The sequence below is a fragment of the Roseimicrobium sp. ORNL1 genome, from assembly GCF_011044495.1.
In the GTDB taxonomy this organism is placed as follows: Bacteria; Verrucomicrobiota; Verrucomicrobiia; order Verrucomicrobiales; family Verrucomicrobiaceae; genus Roseimicrobium.
The window spans coordinates 7,786,067-7,805,021 of record NZ_CP049143.1 but is presented as its reverse complement, the minus strand read 5'-3'; the positions used below and the strand labels follow the sequence as shown (position 1 = coordinate 7,805,021).

The window sequence follows — 18,955 nt, the reverse complement described above, 5'->3', positions numbered from 1 at the left end:
GGTCTGGGCTCGGTGCTCGACATGGCGTAGAGAGTTCTACAGTACTGCTTGGGGGGACGCGAGATGGCGTCGAAGTCATCATACAGAAGGGACTCGCAACATGCGCTCGATGATGGTCAGACCGGAGGTCTAACGCCCACTGTCAGGCGGGACGCCTAACCTCCTTCCTTATTTCGCCATCTCCATCAGCTTCGCGAGCATCACCTTCGCGATGGCTGCATTCCCCTCCACATCGGGATGCACGCCATCCTTTGTCAGCGCGCTGTCAGGCACCGCGCCGTGCAGGCTCACAAACTCCGCGTTCATCTCCTTCGCGAGTTTCTGAAAGGCCTCACCAAGCTCTACCAGCTTCGCAGCACGTTCATTGGCAATTGGCTTCGTGGGACCAAGCGCGCTCTTATTGATATTCGGTGGCCCCACCAGCAGCACAGCCAGTTTCTCGCCATAAGCAGCACGACCTTTCTCCACCATGCTCTTCACATTCGCCACGGCCTTGGGCACGCACTTGTCCGTGATGTCACGGGAATCATTCGTGCCCAGGGCAATCACCAACACATCTGCTTTCGGCTGACGCTGTAGCATCGCCTCGAACTCCTTCACGGAATCCGTCGGCCTGCCGCCTTTGCCTTCATTGATCACCTCCAGCTTTCCGCCGGAGTCCGCTTGCACGACGTTTACCCATGCCCTCGGTTTGTCCTCCTTCGACATGGCACTGCCATGCGTGATGGAATCACCAAAGACGATGACCCTTTGCGATGCATCTGCGCCTGATCCCATCAATGGGAGAAGCATCACGCAGGCGTAAAGCGCCCTCAAAAACTTCACTCTGGAGAGGTTATTCATGACTTGTTTTTTCCTTTGTGGGGCGTGTTCTTACCAGTTCTGCATTTCGTAGTACAGATAACCATCGGCATAGGCCAGCATGCACCGTCGCCCCTTATACTCGACGTAGTATCCTCCCTCAGGTCCGCAATCCTCGGGCGGTGTCCACCAGGATTCAGGGCACCGAGCCCAACGTATGGTGCCGTCGTAAGGCCCCTTGGATGGGATTGGAAAAAGTCCTTGGTTGGCCGCATAGCGGTGAAATTCTTCCTCGCTGCACTTTGCCCGGAGAAGGCGCACGAAGTCGAATCGAATCGAACCAGTGCTCTTATAGTACTCCTGTATCTCTGTAGCGTGAAACCTCAGATACCTCATCGGCCCCTTCCACCAGCACAGGAAGAAAAACGCACCCAGGAACAAACCACCATACAGCAACCAGATGCCAACCCGCTTCAGCAGACGCAGGCGCCATGGCGGCCCTGTGATGATCCTGGAAGGCTCTTGCATATCCTGAGGCACGGTCTTGGAGGTCAGGTCTTCCACGCATCCCGCCACTGATCCGGATACCAGCGGCCCTCATCCTTCTCGATGAGATCAAAATCCGTCACCAGCGTGCCATCATCCGCAAAACCATATTCGCGAATGCACTCGGGGATGTAACCGTCCGTTTCATCATCACGCCAGCCGCGCTTGCTCATGAAGCTGTTGAAGAACAGGATCTCCTCGTCATTGAGCCGGCGTCCGGTGGTCTGGCACCACTCCAGCACTTCCTCATCAGACTTGCCCGCAAGCACCTGGGCCTTCACATCTTCGTAACTCACCTTCAGATAACGGCAGGTGCGTCCATCGAACCCAGTGCCGAGATACGCATGGTGTCCCTCCGGGAGCTTGCCCTCCGCATGCAGGCGGATCTTCGAGCACATGCGCGGGAAATAAAACAACCCGCCCGTCTTTTCGTAACAGCCTTTGATGCCTTCGATCTTCATGGCAGGCGCATGCTAGTCATGGCATCGGTCCTTGTCGAGCAATCACGTTCCAGCCCATGTCTTGTACGGCTTCTTGGACAGGCTCGAATTGTAGTAACGCGAATCGTCAGACACTTCCTTGCCAGCCCACCCCGGCATTTCCACCTGCTCATCTTCGCTCTTCAACTCCACCTCCGCCATGATGAGGCCTTCGTTGTCTCCATGGAAGACGTCCACCTCCCACGTATGCCCAGCGTGCGGAATCTTGTGCCTCGTCTTTTCCACCAGCGGTCCTTCGCACAGGTCCAGCAGTTCCTCCGCATCTAGCAGCGGGATTTCATACTCATACTCTGCGCGGCTCGTGCCCTTCGTGCAGCCCTTGATGGTGAGATACGCTTTCGTACCCGCGACGCGCACACGCACGGTGCGCTCCTTGTCCTTCGCGAGATAACCCTGACGATACAGTGTGCCCTCGGCGCCTTCGCGCCAACTATCGCCGACCACCAGAAATTTACGCTCGATCTCTTGTCCCATGAGCGAGATTCGCATCAATCCTCCAGCAATGCCTGAAGCAAATGCCGGTGGCAGTGTTTTTCATCCGGGGCGCAGGAGCAGATGAGTGTGACGGTCTGACCCTTCGCGAGCAGTTTCAGAAGCTTCAACGCGTGCTTCTGTCCCGAGTTCCGCATGTGCGTGTTCTTCTCCCCCTCGTCGCCATAACCCTTGGTCATCTCCTTCTTGTACTCCTTGGAGAAGGCCGCCCACGTGATCTTGTCGGAAAGAAACGCCCGCAACAGCTTCTCGCTCGGCGCGAGATTCGGCAGCCACGCATCACATTCATCGCGCCCATGTCCGCGTGGCCAGAAGCGAGTTACATAAAGCCGCACACCGTCCTGCTTCGAAGGCTTTTCCGCGGCGGACTTGGTGCGGATCATGGGAAGCGCGAAGTGTGAAGCGTGCTCAGGATTTCCGCACGAGGCCGATCACCGCCAGCACCGCACCACTGAGCAGCAGGCCGGCCACCATGCCGACCACGGCTCCGGCGATGAAACCTCCAGGCCATCCGCCTTTCCACAGCCCAATGAGCGAACCGACAGCTACGAATGCGCCAATGGCGATCGCCTGGTACAAATTGTCCTTCTTACGCACATTGGGCAGGCCCCCAATCTTGTCCGCAATGAAGTTGTAGGCCTCCACGTTCTCATTGCGCGGCGGCTCATAGGGCGGCGGCGGCGGCTTCGCCTGCGGAGGAATGGGCGGTGGCTGGGCGTCACTCATGGCGCGATTCTCACTGCCGCGCCCATGATGTCAATCCCAAGCCCTGGATTGACCTGCTACTTGTACGAGCCCTTCTCAATCCTCTCCGCCACCTCTCCCACCTTCTCTGTTCCCAGAATGCAGCCGCTCATCACCTTGATTGCCGCTTTCGAGTTTTTGTACTTGGTCAGCGCCTGGGCAAACGTCTTGTCATTGCTGAGTTTCAGGCCCAGCAATCCATACATTTGTCCCTCGACCGTGGCATTGGCCACCAGTTTCTGACAGGTGGCCACGGCGTCGGGTTGTTTCAGCACTTCGCGGAGTGCAAGCTCCGGCTCAGACGTCGTGCCCGCGAAGCCCACGCCACCGATCGCGAACGTTCTGGTGCTCATCAGGGTGGTATAGGCCTCGTAGGCTTCATAGCCGCCGCTCTTCGGCTCATCGGCGCGGAGCACCATCGGCCACAAGACTACCAGGGTGAAAATCGCAAACACACGTTTCATGCTGCATCGTTGGGACTGCATTCCAGCTCCTTTGTTCGAATGTCGCTCCTGATGACGCTTGGGCATCCCATCGCTATTTCCCTTTGCGACGCTTGCCCCTGAAATCAAACCAGTGATCCATCACCAAGGCCAACCCAGCAAGCACCACGCCGTACCAGATGCCATAAGCGCCGCCTTCCGAGCGGGCCTGAAAATACGAAAACGCTGTGGTGGCGATGCCAACTACAATCATGAGCACCCCCAGCCACACAAACGGGGTGGCGCGTGACTGCTTTTGATCCACGACGATCTGGGCTTTCGTGGCATCCGGATTCGGCACCGTGAGTGCGCCGTTGCATTTCGGGCACTTCACCGGGTTGCCGCGATCGATCCAACGCGACTTCACCATCTGCTTGCACGCGCCACAGGGGAAAAGCAGTGGTTTCGTGGGTGCATCGCCCATGAGCTCCCCCAGCGGATACCAGAAGTCCTGATGTTCCAGCGTCACCATCGCCGTGCCCGGAATATTGCCATCTGCATAAGCGTTCTTCAGCCTGGCAAACTCCATCTGCGCCGGCGCCTGCTGGCCGGGGATGCGCACGGTGTAGGTGAGTGATGACACGCGGTTGAGGCTATCGGAAAACCGGGACGGGACAAGCGCCCTTTCACGCGCCTCGCACAGGATATTGGGCTTCTTGAAAGCTACCCCTGCGGGATGTCCGCTTGAAGCTTTCTTTTCGCTCGCGTGGACACACTGCCGCAGGGATCACACACCAGCTTCTCCAGCACATCCCTTCTCCTCGTACTGGCAACAGCAAGGCGTCGCAAATGACGCGGACATGCGTCAGAAGAAAGTAATGACTCGAAGCACTGAATCGGCACCCGCGCATTGCCCACAAGATGTTTCCAGCAGTCCCGTGGCTCATAGTCACGGGGTTCAATCCGTTGCAGGTTCGGCTCCAGTGCCGTACAAAATGCTACAGCGACTTCAAGCGTCAGGTCCGCTCTGCCCATGATGACACTGGCTACCTGATAATCTTCATCTCTCAGCGGCTGGAACATATCCTCCACCAGGAGCATCAGGATACTCGGCGTGGAATGCCCGTTCCCGGCGACTGCGGCCTTCACGTAACTGAACTGATACAACGCCAGCTCACGCAACTCCGCCTGATCCGTGAGGACCTTGGCAGCCTGCAAACGCTCACCTGGACCCGTGTACTTGGCCACGGCAGGAACATCCCTCCTTTCTGCTATTGGAACTTCCGGATCCTCGCGCGCACGTCCTCCTTCAGGCGATCCACAAAACCCAGTGCAAACTCCTCCGGGTCCAGCTTGTCATCCTGAATCAACGGCGTGAGATCCATCGCGAAGGTGAGGGAACTGGTATCGTCCGTGGTGTGCGAGTCGAAGTAGGTGGCATTCGCGCGACGCAGGCCTTCCTCGGCGAGGTCGTAGCGTTTGCCTCCACTGATTTGTGAATCGAACACAGCGATCAATGCGCTGATGAGGTGCGGGAACTGATCCACCCACAGCATCACCTTGTCATCCGCGAGCAGCCAGTCCAGCTTGCGCCACACCTCGCAGCCGAACACCTTCTGCGGACGCGCTTCCTTCGGCAGGGCGCGGAGCGCTTCCAGGCAGCGCAGGAAAGTAGCCACGTGCGTATCATGGCGATCCGCTGGATTGTGCAGATATACAAACTGCGGCTGCGTCATTTTCAGGATGCTCAAGATATCCGCGCTCACATCTTCGCGGCGCGAGTGCTTCACTTCTTCACTGGGATAGCCCAGCTGCACCATCACGCTGTACTCACCTACGAAGGCCGCCTTGCGCTGCTCCTGCTTGCGCACTTCCTGCATGCCTTCATCCGTGTACTCAGCATAGGGGCCCTTGCGCGGACTGCCGGCGCCATTCGTCACCACCACACCGCCGAACCATTTGTCATCGCGACGGAAGCACTCCGTGATGCCGTGGTATGCGGCGATTTCCAGGTCATCCTGGTGGCTGACAATGCCCAAGTGGGTGACCCGGGAGAAGGCTTGGGCAGGGTCGCCTTGATCAGGAACGAAGAGGTCGGCTTTGGAATGGCGAAAGAGCATGAGGAAGGGTGATCAATGTGGCGGGGAACACTGGGCGGGCAAGCAAATGTCCCGCCTCCCATGGCTGTCTTCATTGTGCTCCTCCTTATGACAACTCCAACACCGGCTGCGAACCGCCTGTGAAGTCCAATTCCTTCACCTTTCCGTAATGCCCACGTCTGCTGGCATGCTTTACGCATGCAACAAACTTGTCACTCCCCGGAACCCTGTTTTTCAGAGATTCCGATCTTTTGTGCTTGCTAGATCAGCCAGTGATGAAGAATACTTCGGGCAACTTAAAGAACTCGGATGCCCGTCTCATCCGCACTCCACAAACCACCCGAGGACGCAAGTCGTCTCCCGATGGTGGAATACTCTCAGCATCAAGGCTGAAGCTGAGGAAGTCGCAATCAACCAGCAACCAAACCCACACCCGCACCTCCATGCTCCATGAAGCCGCCTCTCCTGCCGATGTGTCCCTTTTCTCAGAAGAAGAAACCCGGCAGCGGAACGGAAATGGTAATGGGCTCGATCTCTTCCCCGAGCAATCCAATGGCAATGGTTCCCCCAAGGTCGGCCTGAGACGACGAAGAGGAACCCAGGGCCGGAACGGCACTGCCAAACCCACGCAGGTGAAAACCTTCGTGCTGGATACGAATGTCCTGCTGCATGATCCCGCGTGTCTGCATCGCTTCGAGGAAAACGATGTGTGCATTCCCGTGGAGGTCCTCGGTGAACTGGATCGCTTCAAAGGCGAACCCAGCGAGCGCGGCGCGAATGCCCGTGAGGTGCACCGCACACTCTCGAAGTTCTTCGCACAGCCCGAGATCAACGTGATGGAAGGTGTGCCCACCGCCGGCGGTGGACGCGTGCGCCTCATCGTGTTCGATACCGAGGAGGCGAAGTGCTCCCTGGCAGTGCAGCGCTTCCAGCGCATTTTCCATGACCTGGAGAAACCGGATCACCGCATCCTCGCGTGTGCCCTGTGGATGGCCGAGCGCACGCCAGAGCCAGTCATCCTCGTCACGAAGGATCTGAACATGCAGCTCAAGGCCCGCGCCACGGGCGTGATCTGTGAGGACTACCTGCATGACAAGGTGGAGGCCCGCGATGCCACGCACCACGACATCGTTCGCATAGAAGTGACCCCGCATGAGCTGCAGCGTTTCGCCAGCAGTGGGATACTGGAATTCCCACCGGCACGCACCGCAGGGCTTGCGCTCAATGAGTACGTGTTGCTCATGGCCGGTGAAAAACAGTCCATGCCTGCGCGCTATATCGGACCCCAGGGCTTCACACGCCTGCTGGTGCCGGAGAGCATGCGCATCATGCAGGGACGCACCATCAAGCCCATGAACCTGGGCCAGGCGTGCTTCCTCGATGCCTTGATGAATCCGGAAATCTCCCTGGTCACCTGCTTCGGTCAGGCGGGCACGGGCAAGACGCTCCTCGCGTGTGCGGCGGGCCTCTCGCAGGTGTTGGGCAATGCCTACACCGGCATCACCGTGAGCCGTCCGATTGTGGCCATGGGTCAGGGCATTGGCTTCCTCCCCGGCAGCCTGCAGGAAAAGATGCGCCCCTGGCTCCAGCCGGTGTACGACGCCCTGGATCTGCTCACGCGGCCCTCGGCGAACCCCACCTTCAGCAAGAAGAAGGCAGCCCGCCACGGCAATCCCAACCCGCCGCCCATGGCTTCAGTAGCAGGTGGAGCCTCCGCTCCCTATGACCCGCTGATTCAGGCCGGCATGGTGGAGATCGAGGCGCTCTGCTACATCCGCGGACGCAGCATCCCGGACCGCTTCTTTATCCTGGATGAAGCCCAGCAACTCACCCCGCTCGAGGCCAAGACCGTCGTCACCCGCATGAGCCGTGGCAGCAAGCTGGTGCTCATCGGCGACCCTGCCCAGATCGACAATCCCTATGTCGACAGCCGCAGCAACGGCCTCGTATACACCCGCCAGCGCCTGCGTGGCCAGCCCTTCGCGGCCCACGTGCCCCTGAGCAAGGGTGAACGCAGCCCGCTGGCCGAGGCTGGGGCGCGGTTGTTGTAATAGAATCGTCATCGCCCTCGAAAGGGATCATCGAGGCGCCTTGCTGGAGGCCTTGGACCACACTCCAAGGCCTCTTTCGTTGCCGGGCTTATGCGTCGGAAGGGCGATCAGTTGAAGTGCACCGTTCCCCGACCGTTCTGATAAAACGTGTAGGCGTGCTCAATGTCTTCCCGACTCGTCCGGTGGGTATCCAACTCGGGCAGCGCCCTAAGTGGGAAGAACTCAATTCCACTGCTCTCGATGTTCAATTGGGGAGCGCCGCCGACAATCTCGCAGAGGAAGAAAATTTTGTAGGTCGTGTACGCGTTCGATGGATAGCCCGCCCGTTCGCGATCGATGACGGAGGTGATGGCGGTGGCGGTCACGTCGTAGCCAGTTTCTTCCTTGCACTCGCGCTCCACGTTCTCCTTCGGGCTGTGGTTCACATCTGCCCAGCCTCCCGGCAGCGTCCACTGGCCCGACGCGGTTTCTTTGATCAAGAGCACCTGGTCACCACAAAAAATGGCTCCTCGCACATCGACCTTCGGCGTGGAATAGCCCTTCTCATCCGGCCAGCGAAATGCCGGAATCTGCTCCGGAGCTTGCAGCAGCTCGCTGGCCATCTCACGCAGCCTCGCAAAGCGCTCCTTATCGAAGGGGTCTTTTGAATAGGTGAGGCCAGCCTGCCCAATCGCGGCAAGTTCACGTGAGAAATCGAGGAGGGTTTTCATAGGGGCACTTTTCACACGTCATTGAAGAGTTGGTGAACCCTGCGTGAAATATCAAACAGCGACGCACATTTACCCGGGAAGCCAGGGTCCGCATCTATGTCGCCATGGCCCGTACCTGGGCAATTTTTTAGTGCGGGAAGCGTCTCTCTGCGGCCACGCCAAAAAAATTCGTGCAACCCGGGGCACCATCGGCGGTTGAAGCACAGACGCGCCCCATGCCCGCGGGCAACCGCAACCGGCGGCGGCGCCTTATCAAACCACAGCCAAACCATCCACGACGATGAAGATCATCCTGACCCTTGGAGCCCTGCTCCTGAGCGCCTCCCTCACCTTCGCCGCTGACGGCGACAAGCCCCGTAAACCCGCGGAAGGCGGCGCCCGCCCGAATCCGGAAGAGCTCTTCAAGAAGCTCGACGCCAACAGTGACGGCGCCATCAGCAAGGAAGAGTATCTGGCCTCCCCCCGCGCCAAGGAGAATGCTGAGCGCGCTGAGAAGTCCTTCACCGCCCGTGACAAGGACAAGGACGGCAAGCTGAGCAAGGAAGAGTTCACCGCCAAACCTGAAGGCGGCCGCGGCGGAGACCGCGGTGGCAAGAAGCCCGAGGGTGACGGCGCCGCCAAGAAAGAAGGCGCAGGCGACAAGAAGCCCTGAGCCCCGCTTTTTCAGCCAATCAGTCAGTACGGAGCTGTAGTCATGGCCCCTGTCCCGGTCTGCCGGGCAGGGGCTTTTCATTTCCCACCCGCTCCGAAGATTTCCGTGAAATTCCCCGGAAAACCTGCCCGCCCAGTGCGATATAAAAAAATCCTGCAATGTCATGCAAGACTCAGCGTTACCCCCGTCCGCGCTGAGCGTTTCGCGTGACGGTGCGTGACAATCCAAATCAAAACATCATCAGAAATCAGAATATGAAAATCACTGCAGTTCTTTTCGCGCTTATCGTGACCGCCTCCGTTTCCTTCGCCGCTGACGAGAAGAAGCCCGCCGAAGGCGCCAAGCCCAAGGTCGACCCGGCCGCTGCCTTCGCCAAGAAGGACAAGGACGGCAACGGCAAGCTCTCCAAGGAAGAGTTCACCGCCAATGCCAAGGACGCCGCCAAGGCTGAGAAGCAATTCGCCAACAAGGACAAGGACAAGGACGGTTCCGTGTCCAAGGAAGAGTTCACCGCCGCTGGCCCCAAGAAGGACAAGTAAGCCTTCTGACCGACGACGGGAAATTTTCCCGTCCTCGACCGCCGCGCCTGTCCCAAGCAGGTGCGGCGTTTTTGTTGGTAGTTTTTATGTGACGTCGTGCAGGAAGATGCGCCCACCCTGAGTCCGCCCTTCGATTTCGGAAGTATCCCCTCCAATGTCTCCTCCCGATCTGCCCGCCACGCTGAACGTTTTCACGGACATCCAAGTCGAGCCCGCGTTGATGGAGCGGCTGCGTACCGGCATCGAGCCACACCGGTTGCTGGTAGCTGCGGCAGGTGGCACTTCGGTGCTGGGGGGTGCGCCGTTGGACTCCCAGCTCGCAGAGGCGCACATCGCGCTCGGCCAGCCGGCGGTCGCAGGAGTACTGGGCGCCAAAAACCTGCGCTGGCTGCAGGTGAGCACCGCGAGCATCACCCGGTATGATACCCCTGAATTCCGCACAGCCGTCGCGGACAGCAAGGTAGTGGTGACGAACAGCTCACCGGTGTATGATCAGGCCTGCGCGGAGCACCTGCTCGCCTTCATGCTGGCCCAGGCCCGCCAGCTCCCCCGTGCCCTTGTCACCTCCACTCCCAGCGGCACGGACACGTGGTACCAGCTCCGCGCGAGCTGCCGCCTCCTGCGCGGGCAAACGGTCTTGATCGTGGGCTACGGCTCCATCGCGGAGAAATTGGTGGGCATGCTCGCCCCCTTTGCCATGCGGGTGCGCGCCGTCCGCCGCGAGCCTCGCGGCACCGAGAGCGTGAATGTCCTCACCCCGGATCAAATCTATCCCGCCCTCGCCACCGCCGATCACGTGATCAACATCCTTCCGGACAGCGAGAGCACCCGCAGCTTCTTTTCCACGAAGGAATTTTCCGTCATGAAGCACGGTGCCACGTTTTACAACATCGGCCGCGGCACCACGGTGGATCAGGATGCGCTCGCGAAGGCCCTGCAGGACGGACCACTCAGTGCCGCCTGGCTCGATGTGACAGAACCCGAGCCCCTCCCCACGGGCCACGCCCTCCTCTCACTGAAGAACTGCTTCATCACACCCCACATCGGCGGCGGACAGAAGGATGACATGAAAGACATGGTGGAGCATTTCCTGGAGAACTTCGCGCGCTACCTGAAAGGCGACGACCTTCTGAGCCGGGTGATGTGATGTGATGTGATGTAGTGGCTCTGCGGGTTTGAAAATTTGCAGACGGCCTCTCCAAGGATCGGGGGCATTCCTGCCCCCGTTTCCGCGCATCATCCCCTGCAAAACGGTTGACCATGGCCCGTTGACCTCTTGACTCTATCCTCACACCCATGCCCGCGCCCGTTCCCAAGCCCATCGAACCTGCCGAACTGCCCGCCCTCGCCGCGGCGACCATGCGTGCCGCCAAGTTTCCCATGCTCGCCAGCATGGATGGGGATCAAGCGCGGGTGCGTCCGGTATCGCCCGTGCGGACCGATGGCTTCACCGTCTATGTGGCGAACCTGCGCAACTACCACAAGACGGGCGAGATCGCTGCGAACCCCAAAGTGGAGCTGTGCTACCTCGACCCGGATCACAACCAAGTGCGCATCACCGGGCGCGCCGAAGTGGTGACGGATCGCGCCTTGATTGAGGACATCTGGCAGGAGAATGCCCTCCTGCGCGCGTACCTCGGCTCACCGGACAATCCGGTATTCATGCTTTATCGGATCCTTCCGGATCACGTGCGCTACATGCGGGAGTGGGCGCTGGAATATCATTTGGTTGTGTGAGGGTTCCTGGTTCTTCGTTCTTGGTTTGTGGTGAAAGAGCGTGCGGACTTCCGGCTTTGATCCGGGGACACACGCACGTTTCCGCGCCATGAGATTCCGCACCTCACTCTGCTTCGCCGTCTTCGCTTGCGCCGTCACCTTCGCCCAGGCGCAGGAGAAACCCACGCTCACCCTCGCCCGGGAACAGAACTGGCTGGTCATCAAGGGTGCCCATCTGCCGAAAGGCGAGATACGCATCAATTACCTCGAAGCCTACTGTCGCGCTGGATCCACGGATGCCGACTGGATGAAGCACACCTACGTGGGGCATACCACCGAGCATCTCTCCACCAGCGCCGATGGCAAGCAGATGAAACTGCGCTGCCACGTGAAGGATGGCCTCGTGGTGGACCACCACATCACGGCAGGTGATGACGAGATCACTTTTGATCTCACTGTGCACAATCCCACCGACAAACCCAACGAAGCACACTGGGCGCAACCGTGCGTGCGGCTGGGTGACTTCGCCGGCGCTGAAACCGCAGATCCGAAGTGCGTGGACATCAAGCTCTCGAACAGCTTCATCTTCCTCGAAGGCAAACTGAGCCGCATGCCCACCCAGCCCTGGGCCACGAAGGCGCGCTACATCCCCGGACAGGTGTGGTGCCCGAAGGATGTCCCGCGTACCGACGTGAACCCGCGCCCGCTGAGCACCCTCGTGCCCAGCAATGGATTGATCGGCTGCTTCAGCCAGGATGGAAAGTGGATCTACGCCATGGCCTTCGAGCCATATCAGGAGCTCTTCCAGGGCGTCGCGAAGTGCCTGCACAGCGACTTCCGCATCGGCGAAGTGAAGCCCGGGGAAACCAAGAAGGTGCGAGGAAAAATCTACCTCATGGCCAATGATATCGATGCGCTGGTGAAGCGCTATGAGAAGGACTTTCCGCGCTCGTAAGAGGGAAACGCAAAGCAACGAAGCAGCAAAGGATCTATGATTCTCAGAAGATGGGATCCGCAGTGAGATCCAGTCATCAATCTCGTCTTCCTTTGCAGCTTTGTTGCTTTGCGTTTCCTCATCACAAAACAAAAGCGCCAGCCTGTGAGGGCTGGCGCCTTGGGAGGGCCGGGGGGGAACGTTTTGTTTCTTGATCGTCCGGCGGACTCCGTGAACTCCGCGTTCTACTTCGCTTGTTAGCCGGTCTGCAACTTAGTTGGAGTAGCTGTGCGGAGGAGCAACCGCGGAGAAACCTTCAGGCTGGCTATACACGTTCGTGTTGTAGTTGTCGCTCACACCGGCGGGCTTGTAGGAGGGCTCCACATAGCGGGTGCGGGTGTGATAGTGATGCACATGGGTGGGGGGCGGGTCGCTCGCGCAACTCGCGAGGGTGAGGGCGGAAAGAGCAAGGCTCAAGGAGATGACGATGCGTTTCATGACAGATGACGATGACAAGGGTTGTGACGAATGGGTGACTACTGTGGCTTGTTGGAGACCTGTTCCCCACCACCGGAGTGGCAGGGCCTCGGTCACAAGTTCGGCTGCTGCTTAGTTGCCGGCCGTCACAGCCGTTTCAACAATCGGATTCTGGCTGCCGCTGGTGAGCGTCGTGCTGCTCATGCCTCCCTTGGCAGCGCCACGGCGGCCCACGAGCACATAGTAGCTGGCGAGGCCATTGGCGCGGGCCATGTTCAGGTACACCATGGCGGTACCGTTGTAGCTGGCGCGGAACTGCACACCGGCCAGCTTGGTGCTGCGACGGTCATCAAGGATCAAGTTGCCCACTTCATCATAGACATACACGTCCACATCGAGCGCGCTCTGGTCCGCACCGGCGAGGAACACATAGTCCAGGCCCTTGGTCACGGGAATCAGGAAGCGGATGGCCTGGCCACCGCCGAGCACGCCGGAGTGGTCGGTAGGAGCCATGGAGAAACCTTTCGCGACATAGTTGGTGGCCATGCGGTAGGCGACGTCTTCCGCTTCACGCGGGTCAGCCTTGACGGCTGAGGTGGAGGCGATCATGAGAGCGCCGGTGATGATGAGGTTTTTGATGCTGATTTTCATGATCTTTGACTTTCGAACTGTAGAAGGTTGCACTGGCAAAATGATGTTTGGTTTTGCCATATTCATGTAGCGGCCCAAAGGCGCGTGACAGGTTTTCTGAATTTTTTTGGAACCGCCTGCGTCCACATACAATTCGCGCACGTGCGTACCCCAATGGAGGCAGCATCTGCCGCGCCATCTATTTCTCCATATCGCACCCGGGTAATGGAAGATCATCGGCTGCGAACACACATGTGATCCAGCCTTGGATCAGAACCAGAATCCGTCAATCAGTCGACAAAATAGACTGTGTTCCAGCTACTGCTTGCTGCCCTTGAACACTTCCTTGAGGTCTCTGCCTCCCAGGATGTTTCTCTCGATGAATTTGCGTGCCGCGGTCTTCTCGCTTTCAGGAGTACGACCACCGTTGGAGCGGCTGCTGCTGCCGCCACTGCTCTTCGGCGCTGACCATTCGGATTTGTCAGGCACGTTTGTCAGCTCAAGAGCCGAAAGCGTCGGACCATCCAGCTGCCCGGTGGGCTGCAGCGAGTTTGCGGTCTGGAATTTCTGGATGGCCTTGTGGGTGCCAGGCCCGACCTTTCCATCCGCGCCGATCTTCAGTCCGAGCTGCGCCTTGTAGAGCAGATAGCGGCGTCCTGCTTCGGAATAACCGTTGTAGGCAGAGCTGGAGAAGAGTTCATCAAGCTTCCAGTGGCCTTCTGCAGGCTCGCCCACGGTCGGCTGGGTTCCAGCCGGAGCTGCTTCTCCCGGAGCGGAAGGTCCGGCCACGGCAGGATTTTGAGCGGGCGGCGGGGCAGACGGATCGAAACTGGCACTACTGGCCGCAGTCGGAGTCGCCCCAGGAGCAGGTGCGGGTGCAGGAGCACCAGCATTCGCCCCTGTCGTCGGGGCGGCGGTCGGAGGTGTGCCCGCAGATGACGGCATCGAGGTCGATGGCGCTGACGCCGGAGGGGAAGGAGGGATGCTATTGGCGGTGGAATCCGGACCGGGAGCCGGCGGAGCGGAGCCAGACGGGGTGGCGCTGCTTTCCGCCGGTGGCATGTCCGCGGAAGACGGCATCGATGGGGGCGCTGACGCAGGAGGAGAGGTGTTGGCGGTAACCACCGGGGCGGGTGCTGGCGTAGGAGCAGGTGGCGGGACCGGAGCCGGCTTCTCGAACTCGGAAAACGCCCGCGGCGTCTCCCCCTCGAGAACCTCCACGTTGGTAATCTTTATCACCTTGTCGTGCTCCATGGTCACCTCGTATTTGCCAACCGGCAGATTCAGGACCTTGGGCGTCACGCCACTCTCTTTAGGTTGGTTTTCGTTGGTGAGGGACCTCACCACAAAGTCCACTTCATCCGGATCACTGGAGACCGTGAGCTTTCCCACGCTACGCACCATGCTTACGAGACCACTCTCCGCCCGCTTACCGGGAAGCACCGTGACCGCCACCATGCGGGTTGCGAACCCTTCCTTGGAAACGGTAGCCCGATTTTCACCCGGCGGCAGTCCAGTAATCACGGCAGGCGCCTTGAACACACGCGTCCCAATGGTAATCGTGGCTCCCGCAGGCTCCGTCTGCACGGCCCACTCTCCCGGACGGTTGGTCCACCACCAGTAACCGCCGCTGATACAAGCGAGCAGCAGCAGGACCCCACACGCCGTGGCAATCCACCGCGTCATGGAAGCCGTCGTCGCCGCCATTGCCTGCTTCTCCGTCGGAGGGGACGAGATTTCAATCGGCCGCAGGCCTTCGGAATTCGTCTTCACCTGCGGCGTGAGTGGCTTCATCTCGCTGCGCAGGGAAACACCCAGCATCTGGGCCAGCTCACCGGCGCTCTGTGGTCGGCGCGCAGGGTCTTTCTCCAGGCACGCAGCAATGGCCTCCTCCCACTCCCGTGGAATATTATCGGAGGCGGGGATCCCAAGTTCCTCGCGGCGGTCCTTGAGCTTCGGTGCAATCTTGCCCGTGATTTGCGTCGTGATATCCCCGCGGTAGAAGGGCGGCTTGCCCGTCAACAACTCATACAGGGTCGCGCCCACGGCATAGATGTCATCCGTGGGGTTGGGCCGGTCTCCCATGGCCTGCTGGGGACTCATGTAGAGCAGGGTGCCGCTCGTGCCCGAATGCTGGTTCGCGCGGCTCAGGCGGCTCATCGTGTCCGAGAGGCTGCACGAAATGCCGAAATCGGAGATCTTCATCTGCGACTCCGAATTCACCATGAGATTGGCTGGCTTCAGGTCGCGGTGGACGATGCGCTTCTGCAGGTGCGCGTAGTCCAGGGCATCACACATTTGGCCCACCCAGGGACCAAGTTGATCCACCGTGAAGATGTGATGCGGCAGGGAAATGCGGCGCTCGGAGAGGCTCTTGCCATCCACGAACTCCATGCTGATCGCCGCGGCGCCATCATCATCATCCACGAAGTCGTAGAACCGTACGATGTTCGGGTGCGCGAGGTCCAGGCCGCGGCGGGTTTCCTCCTTGAGCTCTTTGAGCGCCACCGGGTCGATGCCCACGGCATCCGGCAAAAACTTCAAGGCCACGGCACGCTCAAGCTTGGTGTCCACGGCAAGCCACACCACTCCCATGCCTCCACGCCCAAGCACACGCTGCAGGCGATAACGGTTAAAGACCAGCGTGCCCGCGCCCGGCATGCGCACGGTCTGCTGCAAATCCAGATCCGTGTCCAGGATGCTGACATTGGCATTCCCAGCCGGCGGAATCTCCCGCGGCGTAATGGGATCAATTTTCAGCGTATCATCCAAAGGGTTCATGACGGGTTTCCCGCGTTCCGAATCTTCGAGCACTTCAGCATACGGGAAGCTGCCCATCTGTCACGCAGAAAGGCAATACGGCCTTCCCCCAGCGAACATGCCTGCGAAAGAAGGAATTCCCACGATTTTTGGGTTCACGCGTTGGCCCCTGCATCGCGGATGCCCCTTGCTGCCCGGCCCGCGCTTCAGCTATAGGTGGGCATGGGTCAAAAAAGCGCCAGGGGAAAGGCCTCCGCTCCTCACATGCGGCGCGTGCCTCGACGAATCCATTTTCTGGGGATTCACGGGCGGCTGGTGGGCAGCCTGGCGATGGCCCTGAAACGCCTGGGCGCGGAGGTTTCCGGCACGGACAGCGTGGCCTTTCCTCCCATGCCGGCACTCCTCAAGAGCGCCGGAATTCAGGTTGCGTCGACACCTCATGAACGGAATCTCCCTGAGCGTGTGGATGTTGTGGTGACAGGCTCCCTCGTGAGGCGGGGCGACCGCGAGCTGGAGGCCGCCATGGACCGGGGTATTCCGGTGTGGAATACCGCCGCCTTCCTCCAGCAGTATTTCCTTCGGGAGACGGAGAATTTCGTAGTCACCGGGACCAAGGGCAAGACCAGCACGACCGCGATGCTGCTTTGGATCCTGCAGTCCGTGGGGAAAACTCCGGACTTCCTTCTTGGCGGGCAGATTCGCGGCGGGCGGGAACGCCTCACCCTCAGTGGGAAACCCATGATGGTGCTGGAGGGGGACGAATATCCCTGTGGGGTGGGGGACCCGCTGCCAAAATTTCTGCGGTACCACCCCCGGCATGTGGGTGTGACCAGTCTGCAGCACGACCATCTGGAGGTGTATCCCTCGCCCGAATCCTACCGCGAGGCCTTTGTGCATCTCGTCCACCAAGTGCCGCGAACCGGGAGCCTCACGCTAAACGCGGATGATGAGGGGGCTATGTCGCTCGTCGGGCTGACGCCAACTCCGGTCACGACCGTGGGCTTTTCCAGATCGGCAGCCACGGTAAGGATCACGAAGTATCGCGAGACGTCCTCAGGCACGAAGTTCCATGTCGCCAACGTGGCCTTTGAACTGCTGCTGCCCGGAAGGATGCATGCACGCAATGCGGCGATCGCAGCGGTGATGGCCCGCCATGCCGGCGTGTCGCTGAAGCAGTCTTCCCTCGCTCTGAAGGAGTTCCCTGGGGTGGAAGGGCGTCTCGATCCGGTGGGCCACGAGGAGGGCCTCCCCATCTACACGGACGAAGCCTACCACCCTCTCGCGCTGCGGGCGACGCTGGAAGCGGTGCGGGGCCGGCATCCCAAACAGCGGCTGGTCCTGCTTTTCGAACCTCGCTACACCTCCGGCGAAGATGGGCCGTGGAAGCAGACGCTCCCTGAAAGCATCGCTGGAAATGCCGACGTGGTTATCGCCGCCCCACCGGTGGAACTCCGGTGGCTGCCACGGCCCTTTTCTATTTCAGGCTTCTGCCGAAGGCTGCGGGCGCTGGGAACAGAAGCCCACCGTGTGAAGGGTGTCAGCGCCATGGAGTCCGCCGTCCGGCGTCTGTGCCGCCCCGGAGATGTGGTGGTGATTTCCTTTTCGATGATCCGCGGCGAGGAAACGGCAGCCGTGGTAGAGGCGCTGAAAGAAGCCCTGCGTGAGACATCTGCACACCAGAAGAAGAGGAAACCGCGCGGATGAAGCTGCTCCTCACCAACGACGAACTCCATGAGGTCCGCGGCGGCACGCAAGTGTTCATCAGCGACCTCGCGGTGGCCCTGCAAGAACGGGGGCACACCGTGGCGGTCTATGCCTGGCTGCGTGGTTCTGTGAGCGCCGCTCTCGACGCGCGCGGCGTGCCCGTGGTGGAGTCTCCCGCTGCCTGCGGGTTCGTGCCGGAGGTGATTCATGGTCAGCATCACCTGGCCACCATGACGGCGCTTTGTGCCTTTCCCACCACACCTGCCATCTACTACTGCCACGGCTACGGCCCCTGGCAGGAGCGACCGCCCAGGCATCCGCGCATCCTCAAGTACGTGGGCATGGCGGAGGCAATGCGGCTCTGGCTGGCCATTGAAACAGGCCGGCCTGCCGGAGAGATCGGCATCTTTTCGAACTCAGTGCACTTGGGCCGCTTCCACAAAGTCCGTGAACTCTGCCAGCGGCCCCGCCGCGCGCTGCTGTATGGAAACGCCTTCATCCCCGCTAGCCACGTGAGCCGTCTCCAGCAGACCTGTGACCGCGCGGGCATCCGCCTCGACAAGCTGGGCGCCCCTTTCGGCAATGCCGTCACCGCTCCCGAGGAGGTACTGCCGGAGTACGACCTCGTCTTCGCCATCGGTCGGTCAGCACTGGAGGCCATGGCCTGCGGCTGTGCCGTCATGCCGTGCAGCGTCCGCGGCTGCGGCCCTCTTATTGAGCCAAACTCACTCGAGTTCTGGAGCCGTCGAAACTTCACCGTTCCCGGCGACATCTTCCCCATGGAGGTGAAGCGCGTGGAGAAAGAGATCCGGCGCTTCGACCCCGGCATCGCCGCCGAGGTGACGCGACGGGTGAGAGCCCTGCACAGCTTCGATGGCACCTGCGGGCAACTCGAGGCGCTCTATGCCGAAGTCCATGCCACGTGGTCTACGACACCCACCAAGGATCCCTCCAGTGAAAGCAGCGCCCTGAGCGCCTACCTCGCGACACTGGGCCCGCTGATTAAAGGGGCCGATCACCGCCTCAGCCAGGCACGTGAACAAGCGCGCACCTCTCGCGGACGCGTGGCCAAACTCAAGCAACGTCTGGAGGAGGAGAAGCGGCGCTGGAAGCAACTTACGGAACGCATGCCATCCCTGCTGAGGCGCTGGCTGATCCGCGAACCCTAGGACAACGGT

22 protein-coding genes are annotated in these 18,955 nt (G+C 60.3%); 8 read left to right on the top strand and 14 right to left on the bottom strand.

Features of this window, described 5'->3' with window-relative positions; translation table 11 throughout:
* Positions 1-168: 168 nt before the first annotated feature.
* The 10 genes from G5S37_RS31580 to G5S37_RS31535 form a co-directional block, all read right to left on the bottom strand.
* Complete coding sequence (locus G5S37_RS31580) at positions 169-843, bottom strand: SGNH/GDSL hydrolase family protein (protein WP_165210892.1); 675 nt, start codon at positions 841-843, stop codon at positions 169-171.
* A 30-nt stretch (positions 844-873) separates the two neighbouring features.
* Positions 874-1,365, bottom strand: a complete 492-nt coding sequence (locus G5S37_RS31575) for a hypothetical protein (RefSeq protein WP_165210889.1) — start codon at positions 1,363-1,365, stop codon at positions 874-876.
* Complete coding sequence (locus G5S37_RS31570) at positions 1,353-1,808, bottom strand: DUF5069 domain-containing protein (protein WP_165210886.1); 456 nt, start codon at positions 1,806-1,808, stop codon at positions 1,353-1,355. The genes G5S37_RS31575 and G5S37_RS31570 overlap by 13 nt, the downstream gene beginning before the upstream one ends.
* Positions 1,809-1,850: 42 nt before the next feature.
* Positions 1,851-2,321, bottom strand: a complete 471-nt coding sequence (locus G5S37_RS31565) for a CYTH domain-containing protein (protein ID WP_165212084.1) — start codon at positions 2,319-2,321, stop codon at positions 1,851-1,853.
* Between the two features lie 14 nt (positions 2,322-2,335).
* Complete coding sequence (locus tag G5S37_RS31560) at positions 2,336-2,722, bottom strand: DUF488 family protein (RefSeq protein ID WP_165210883.1); 387 nt, start codon at positions 2,720-2,722, stop codon at positions 2,336-2,338.
* A 25-nt stretch (positions 2,723-2,747) separates the two neighbouring features.
* Complete coding sequence (locus tag G5S37_RS31555) at positions 2,748-3,065, bottom strand: hypothetical protein (RefSeq protein ID WP_165210880.1); 318 nt, start codon at positions 3,063-3,065, stop codon at positions 2,748-2,750.
* A 56-nt stretch (positions 3,066-3,121) separates the two neighbouring features.
* On the bottom strand, positions 3,122-3,547 hold the full coding sequence (locus G5S37_RS31550; protein ID WP_165210877.1) for a hypothetical protein: 426 nt from the start codon (positions 3,545-3,547) through the stop codon (positions 3,122-3,124).
* A gap of 73 nt (positions 3,548-3,620) precedes the next feature.
* Positions 3,621-4,148, bottom strand: a complete 528-nt coding sequence (locus G5S37_RS31545) for a hypothetical protein (protein WP_165210874.1) — start codon at positions 4,146-4,148, stop codon at positions 3,621-3,623.
* 80 nt (positions 4,149-4,228) lie between these two features.
* Positions 4,229-4,753 carry a hypothetical protein gene (locus tag G5S37_RS31540; RefSeq protein ID WP_165210871.1) on the bottom strand — a complete coding sequence of 175 codons (525 nt, stop codon included), beginning with the start codon at positions 4,751-4,753 and terminating at the stop codon, positions 4,229-4,231.
* A 23-nt stretch (positions 4,754-4,776) separates the two neighbouring features.
* Positions 4,777-5,625, bottom strand: coding sequence for a PIG-L family deacetylase (locus G5S37_RS31535; RefSeq protein WP_165210868.1), 849 nt, complete (start codon positions 5,623-5,625; stop codon positions 4,777-4,779).
* A gap of 422 nt (positions 5,626-6,047) precedes the next feature.
* Between G5S37_RS31535 and G5S37_RS31530 the strand changes: the two genes are divergently transcribed.
* Complete coding sequence (locus tag G5S37_RS31530; RefSeq protein WP_165210865.1) at positions 6,048-7,655, top strand: PhoH family protein; 1,608 nt, start codon at positions 6,048-6,050, stop codon at positions 7,653-7,655.
* 107 nt (positions 7,656-7,762) lie between these two features.
* Here the strand turns inward: G5S37_RS31530 and G5S37_RS31525 are convergent, their stop codons facing one another.
* On the bottom strand, positions 7,763-8,365 hold the full coding sequence (locus G5S37_RS31525) for an NUDIX hydrolase (protein WP_165210862.1): 603 nt from the start codon (positions 8,363-8,365) through the stop codon (positions 7,763-7,765).
* A 280-nt stretch (positions 8,366-8,645) separates the two neighbouring features.
* Between G5S37_RS31525 and G5S37_RS31520 the strand changes: the two genes are divergently transcribed.
* The 5 genes from G5S37_RS31520 (at position 8,646) to G5S37_RS31500 (ending at position 12,227) form a co-directional block, all read left to right on the top strand.
* The gene (locus tag G5S37_RS31520) at positions 8,646-9,017 is read left to right on the top strand and encodes an EF-hand domain-containing protein (protein WP_165210859.1); all 372 of its coding nucleotides are present in this window, start codon (positions 8,646-8,648) and stop codon (positions 9,015-9,017) included.
* 254 nt (positions 9,018-9,271) lie between these two features.
* Positions 9,272-9,556, top strand: a complete 285-nt coding sequence (locus tag G5S37_RS31515; protein ID WP_165212081.1) for an EF-hand domain-containing protein — start codon at positions 9,272-9,274, stop codon at positions 9,554-9,556.
* A 154-nt stretch (positions 9,557-9,710) separates the two neighbouring features.
* Positions 9,711-10,703: a D-2-hydroxyacid dehydrogenase gene (locus tag G5S37_RS31510; RefSeq protein WP_206026243.1), complete on the top strand. Its 993-nt coding sequence runs from the start codon at positions 9,711-9,713 to the stop codon at positions 10,701-10,703.
* A 149-nt stretch (positions 10,704-10,852) separates the two neighbouring features.
* On the top strand, positions 10,853-11,293 hold the full coding sequence (locus G5S37_RS31505; protein WP_165210856.1) for a pyridoxamine 5'-phosphate oxidase family protein: 441 nt from the start codon (positions 10,853-10,855) through the stop codon (positions 11,291-11,293).
* An 88-nt stretch (positions 11,294-11,381) separates the two neighbouring features.
* Positions 11,382-12,227, top strand: coding sequence for a hypothetical protein (locus tag G5S37_RS31500; RefSeq protein ID WP_206026242.1), 846 nt, complete (start codon positions 11,382-11,384; stop codon positions 12,225-12,227).
* Between the two features lie 252 nt (positions 12,228-12,479).
* Here G5S37_RS31500 and G5S37_RS31495 read toward each other — a convergent pair whose 3' ends face one another.
* From G5S37_RS31495 to G5S37_RS31485, 3 genes are all read right to left on the bottom strand, one after another.
* The gene (locus G5S37_RS31495; RefSeq protein ID WP_165210853.1) at positions 12,480-12,704 is read right to left on the bottom strand and encodes a hypothetical protein; all 225 of its coding nucleotides are present in this window, start codon (positions 12,702-12,704) and stop codon (positions 12,480-12,482) included.
* Positions 12,705-12,815: 111 nt separating this feature from the next.
* Positions 12,816-13,334: a hypothetical protein gene (locus tag G5S37_RS31490; protein WP_165210850.1), complete on the bottom strand. Its 519-nt coding sequence runs from the start codon at positions 13,332-13,334 to the stop codon at positions 12,816-12,818.
* A 297-nt stretch (positions 13,335-13,631) separates the two neighbouring features.
* Positions 13,632-16,094 carry a protein kinase gene (locus tag G5S37_RS31485; protein ID WP_165210847.1) on the bottom strand — a complete coding sequence of 821 codons (2,463 nt, stop codon included), beginning with the start codon at positions 16,092-16,094 and terminating at the stop codon, positions 13,632-13,634.
* Between the two features lie 201 nt (positions 16,095-16,295).
* On the opposite strand from G5S37_RS31485, the gene G5S37_RS31480 reads away from it, so the two are divergent.
* Positions 16,296-17,777, top strand: a complete 1,482-nt coding sequence (locus G5S37_RS31480; protein ID WP_343229902.1) for a Mur ligase family protein — start codon at positions 16,296-16,298, stop codon at positions 17,775-17,777.
* Complete coding sequence (locus G5S37_RS31475) at positions 17,774-18,946, top strand: hypothetical protein (RefSeq protein ID WP_165210841.1); 1,173 nt, start codon at positions 17,774-17,776, stop codon at positions 18,944-18,946. The genes G5S37_RS31480 and G5S37_RS31475 overlap by 4 nt, the downstream gene beginning before the upstream one ends.
* Positions 18,947-18,955 lie beyond the last annotated feature (9 nt).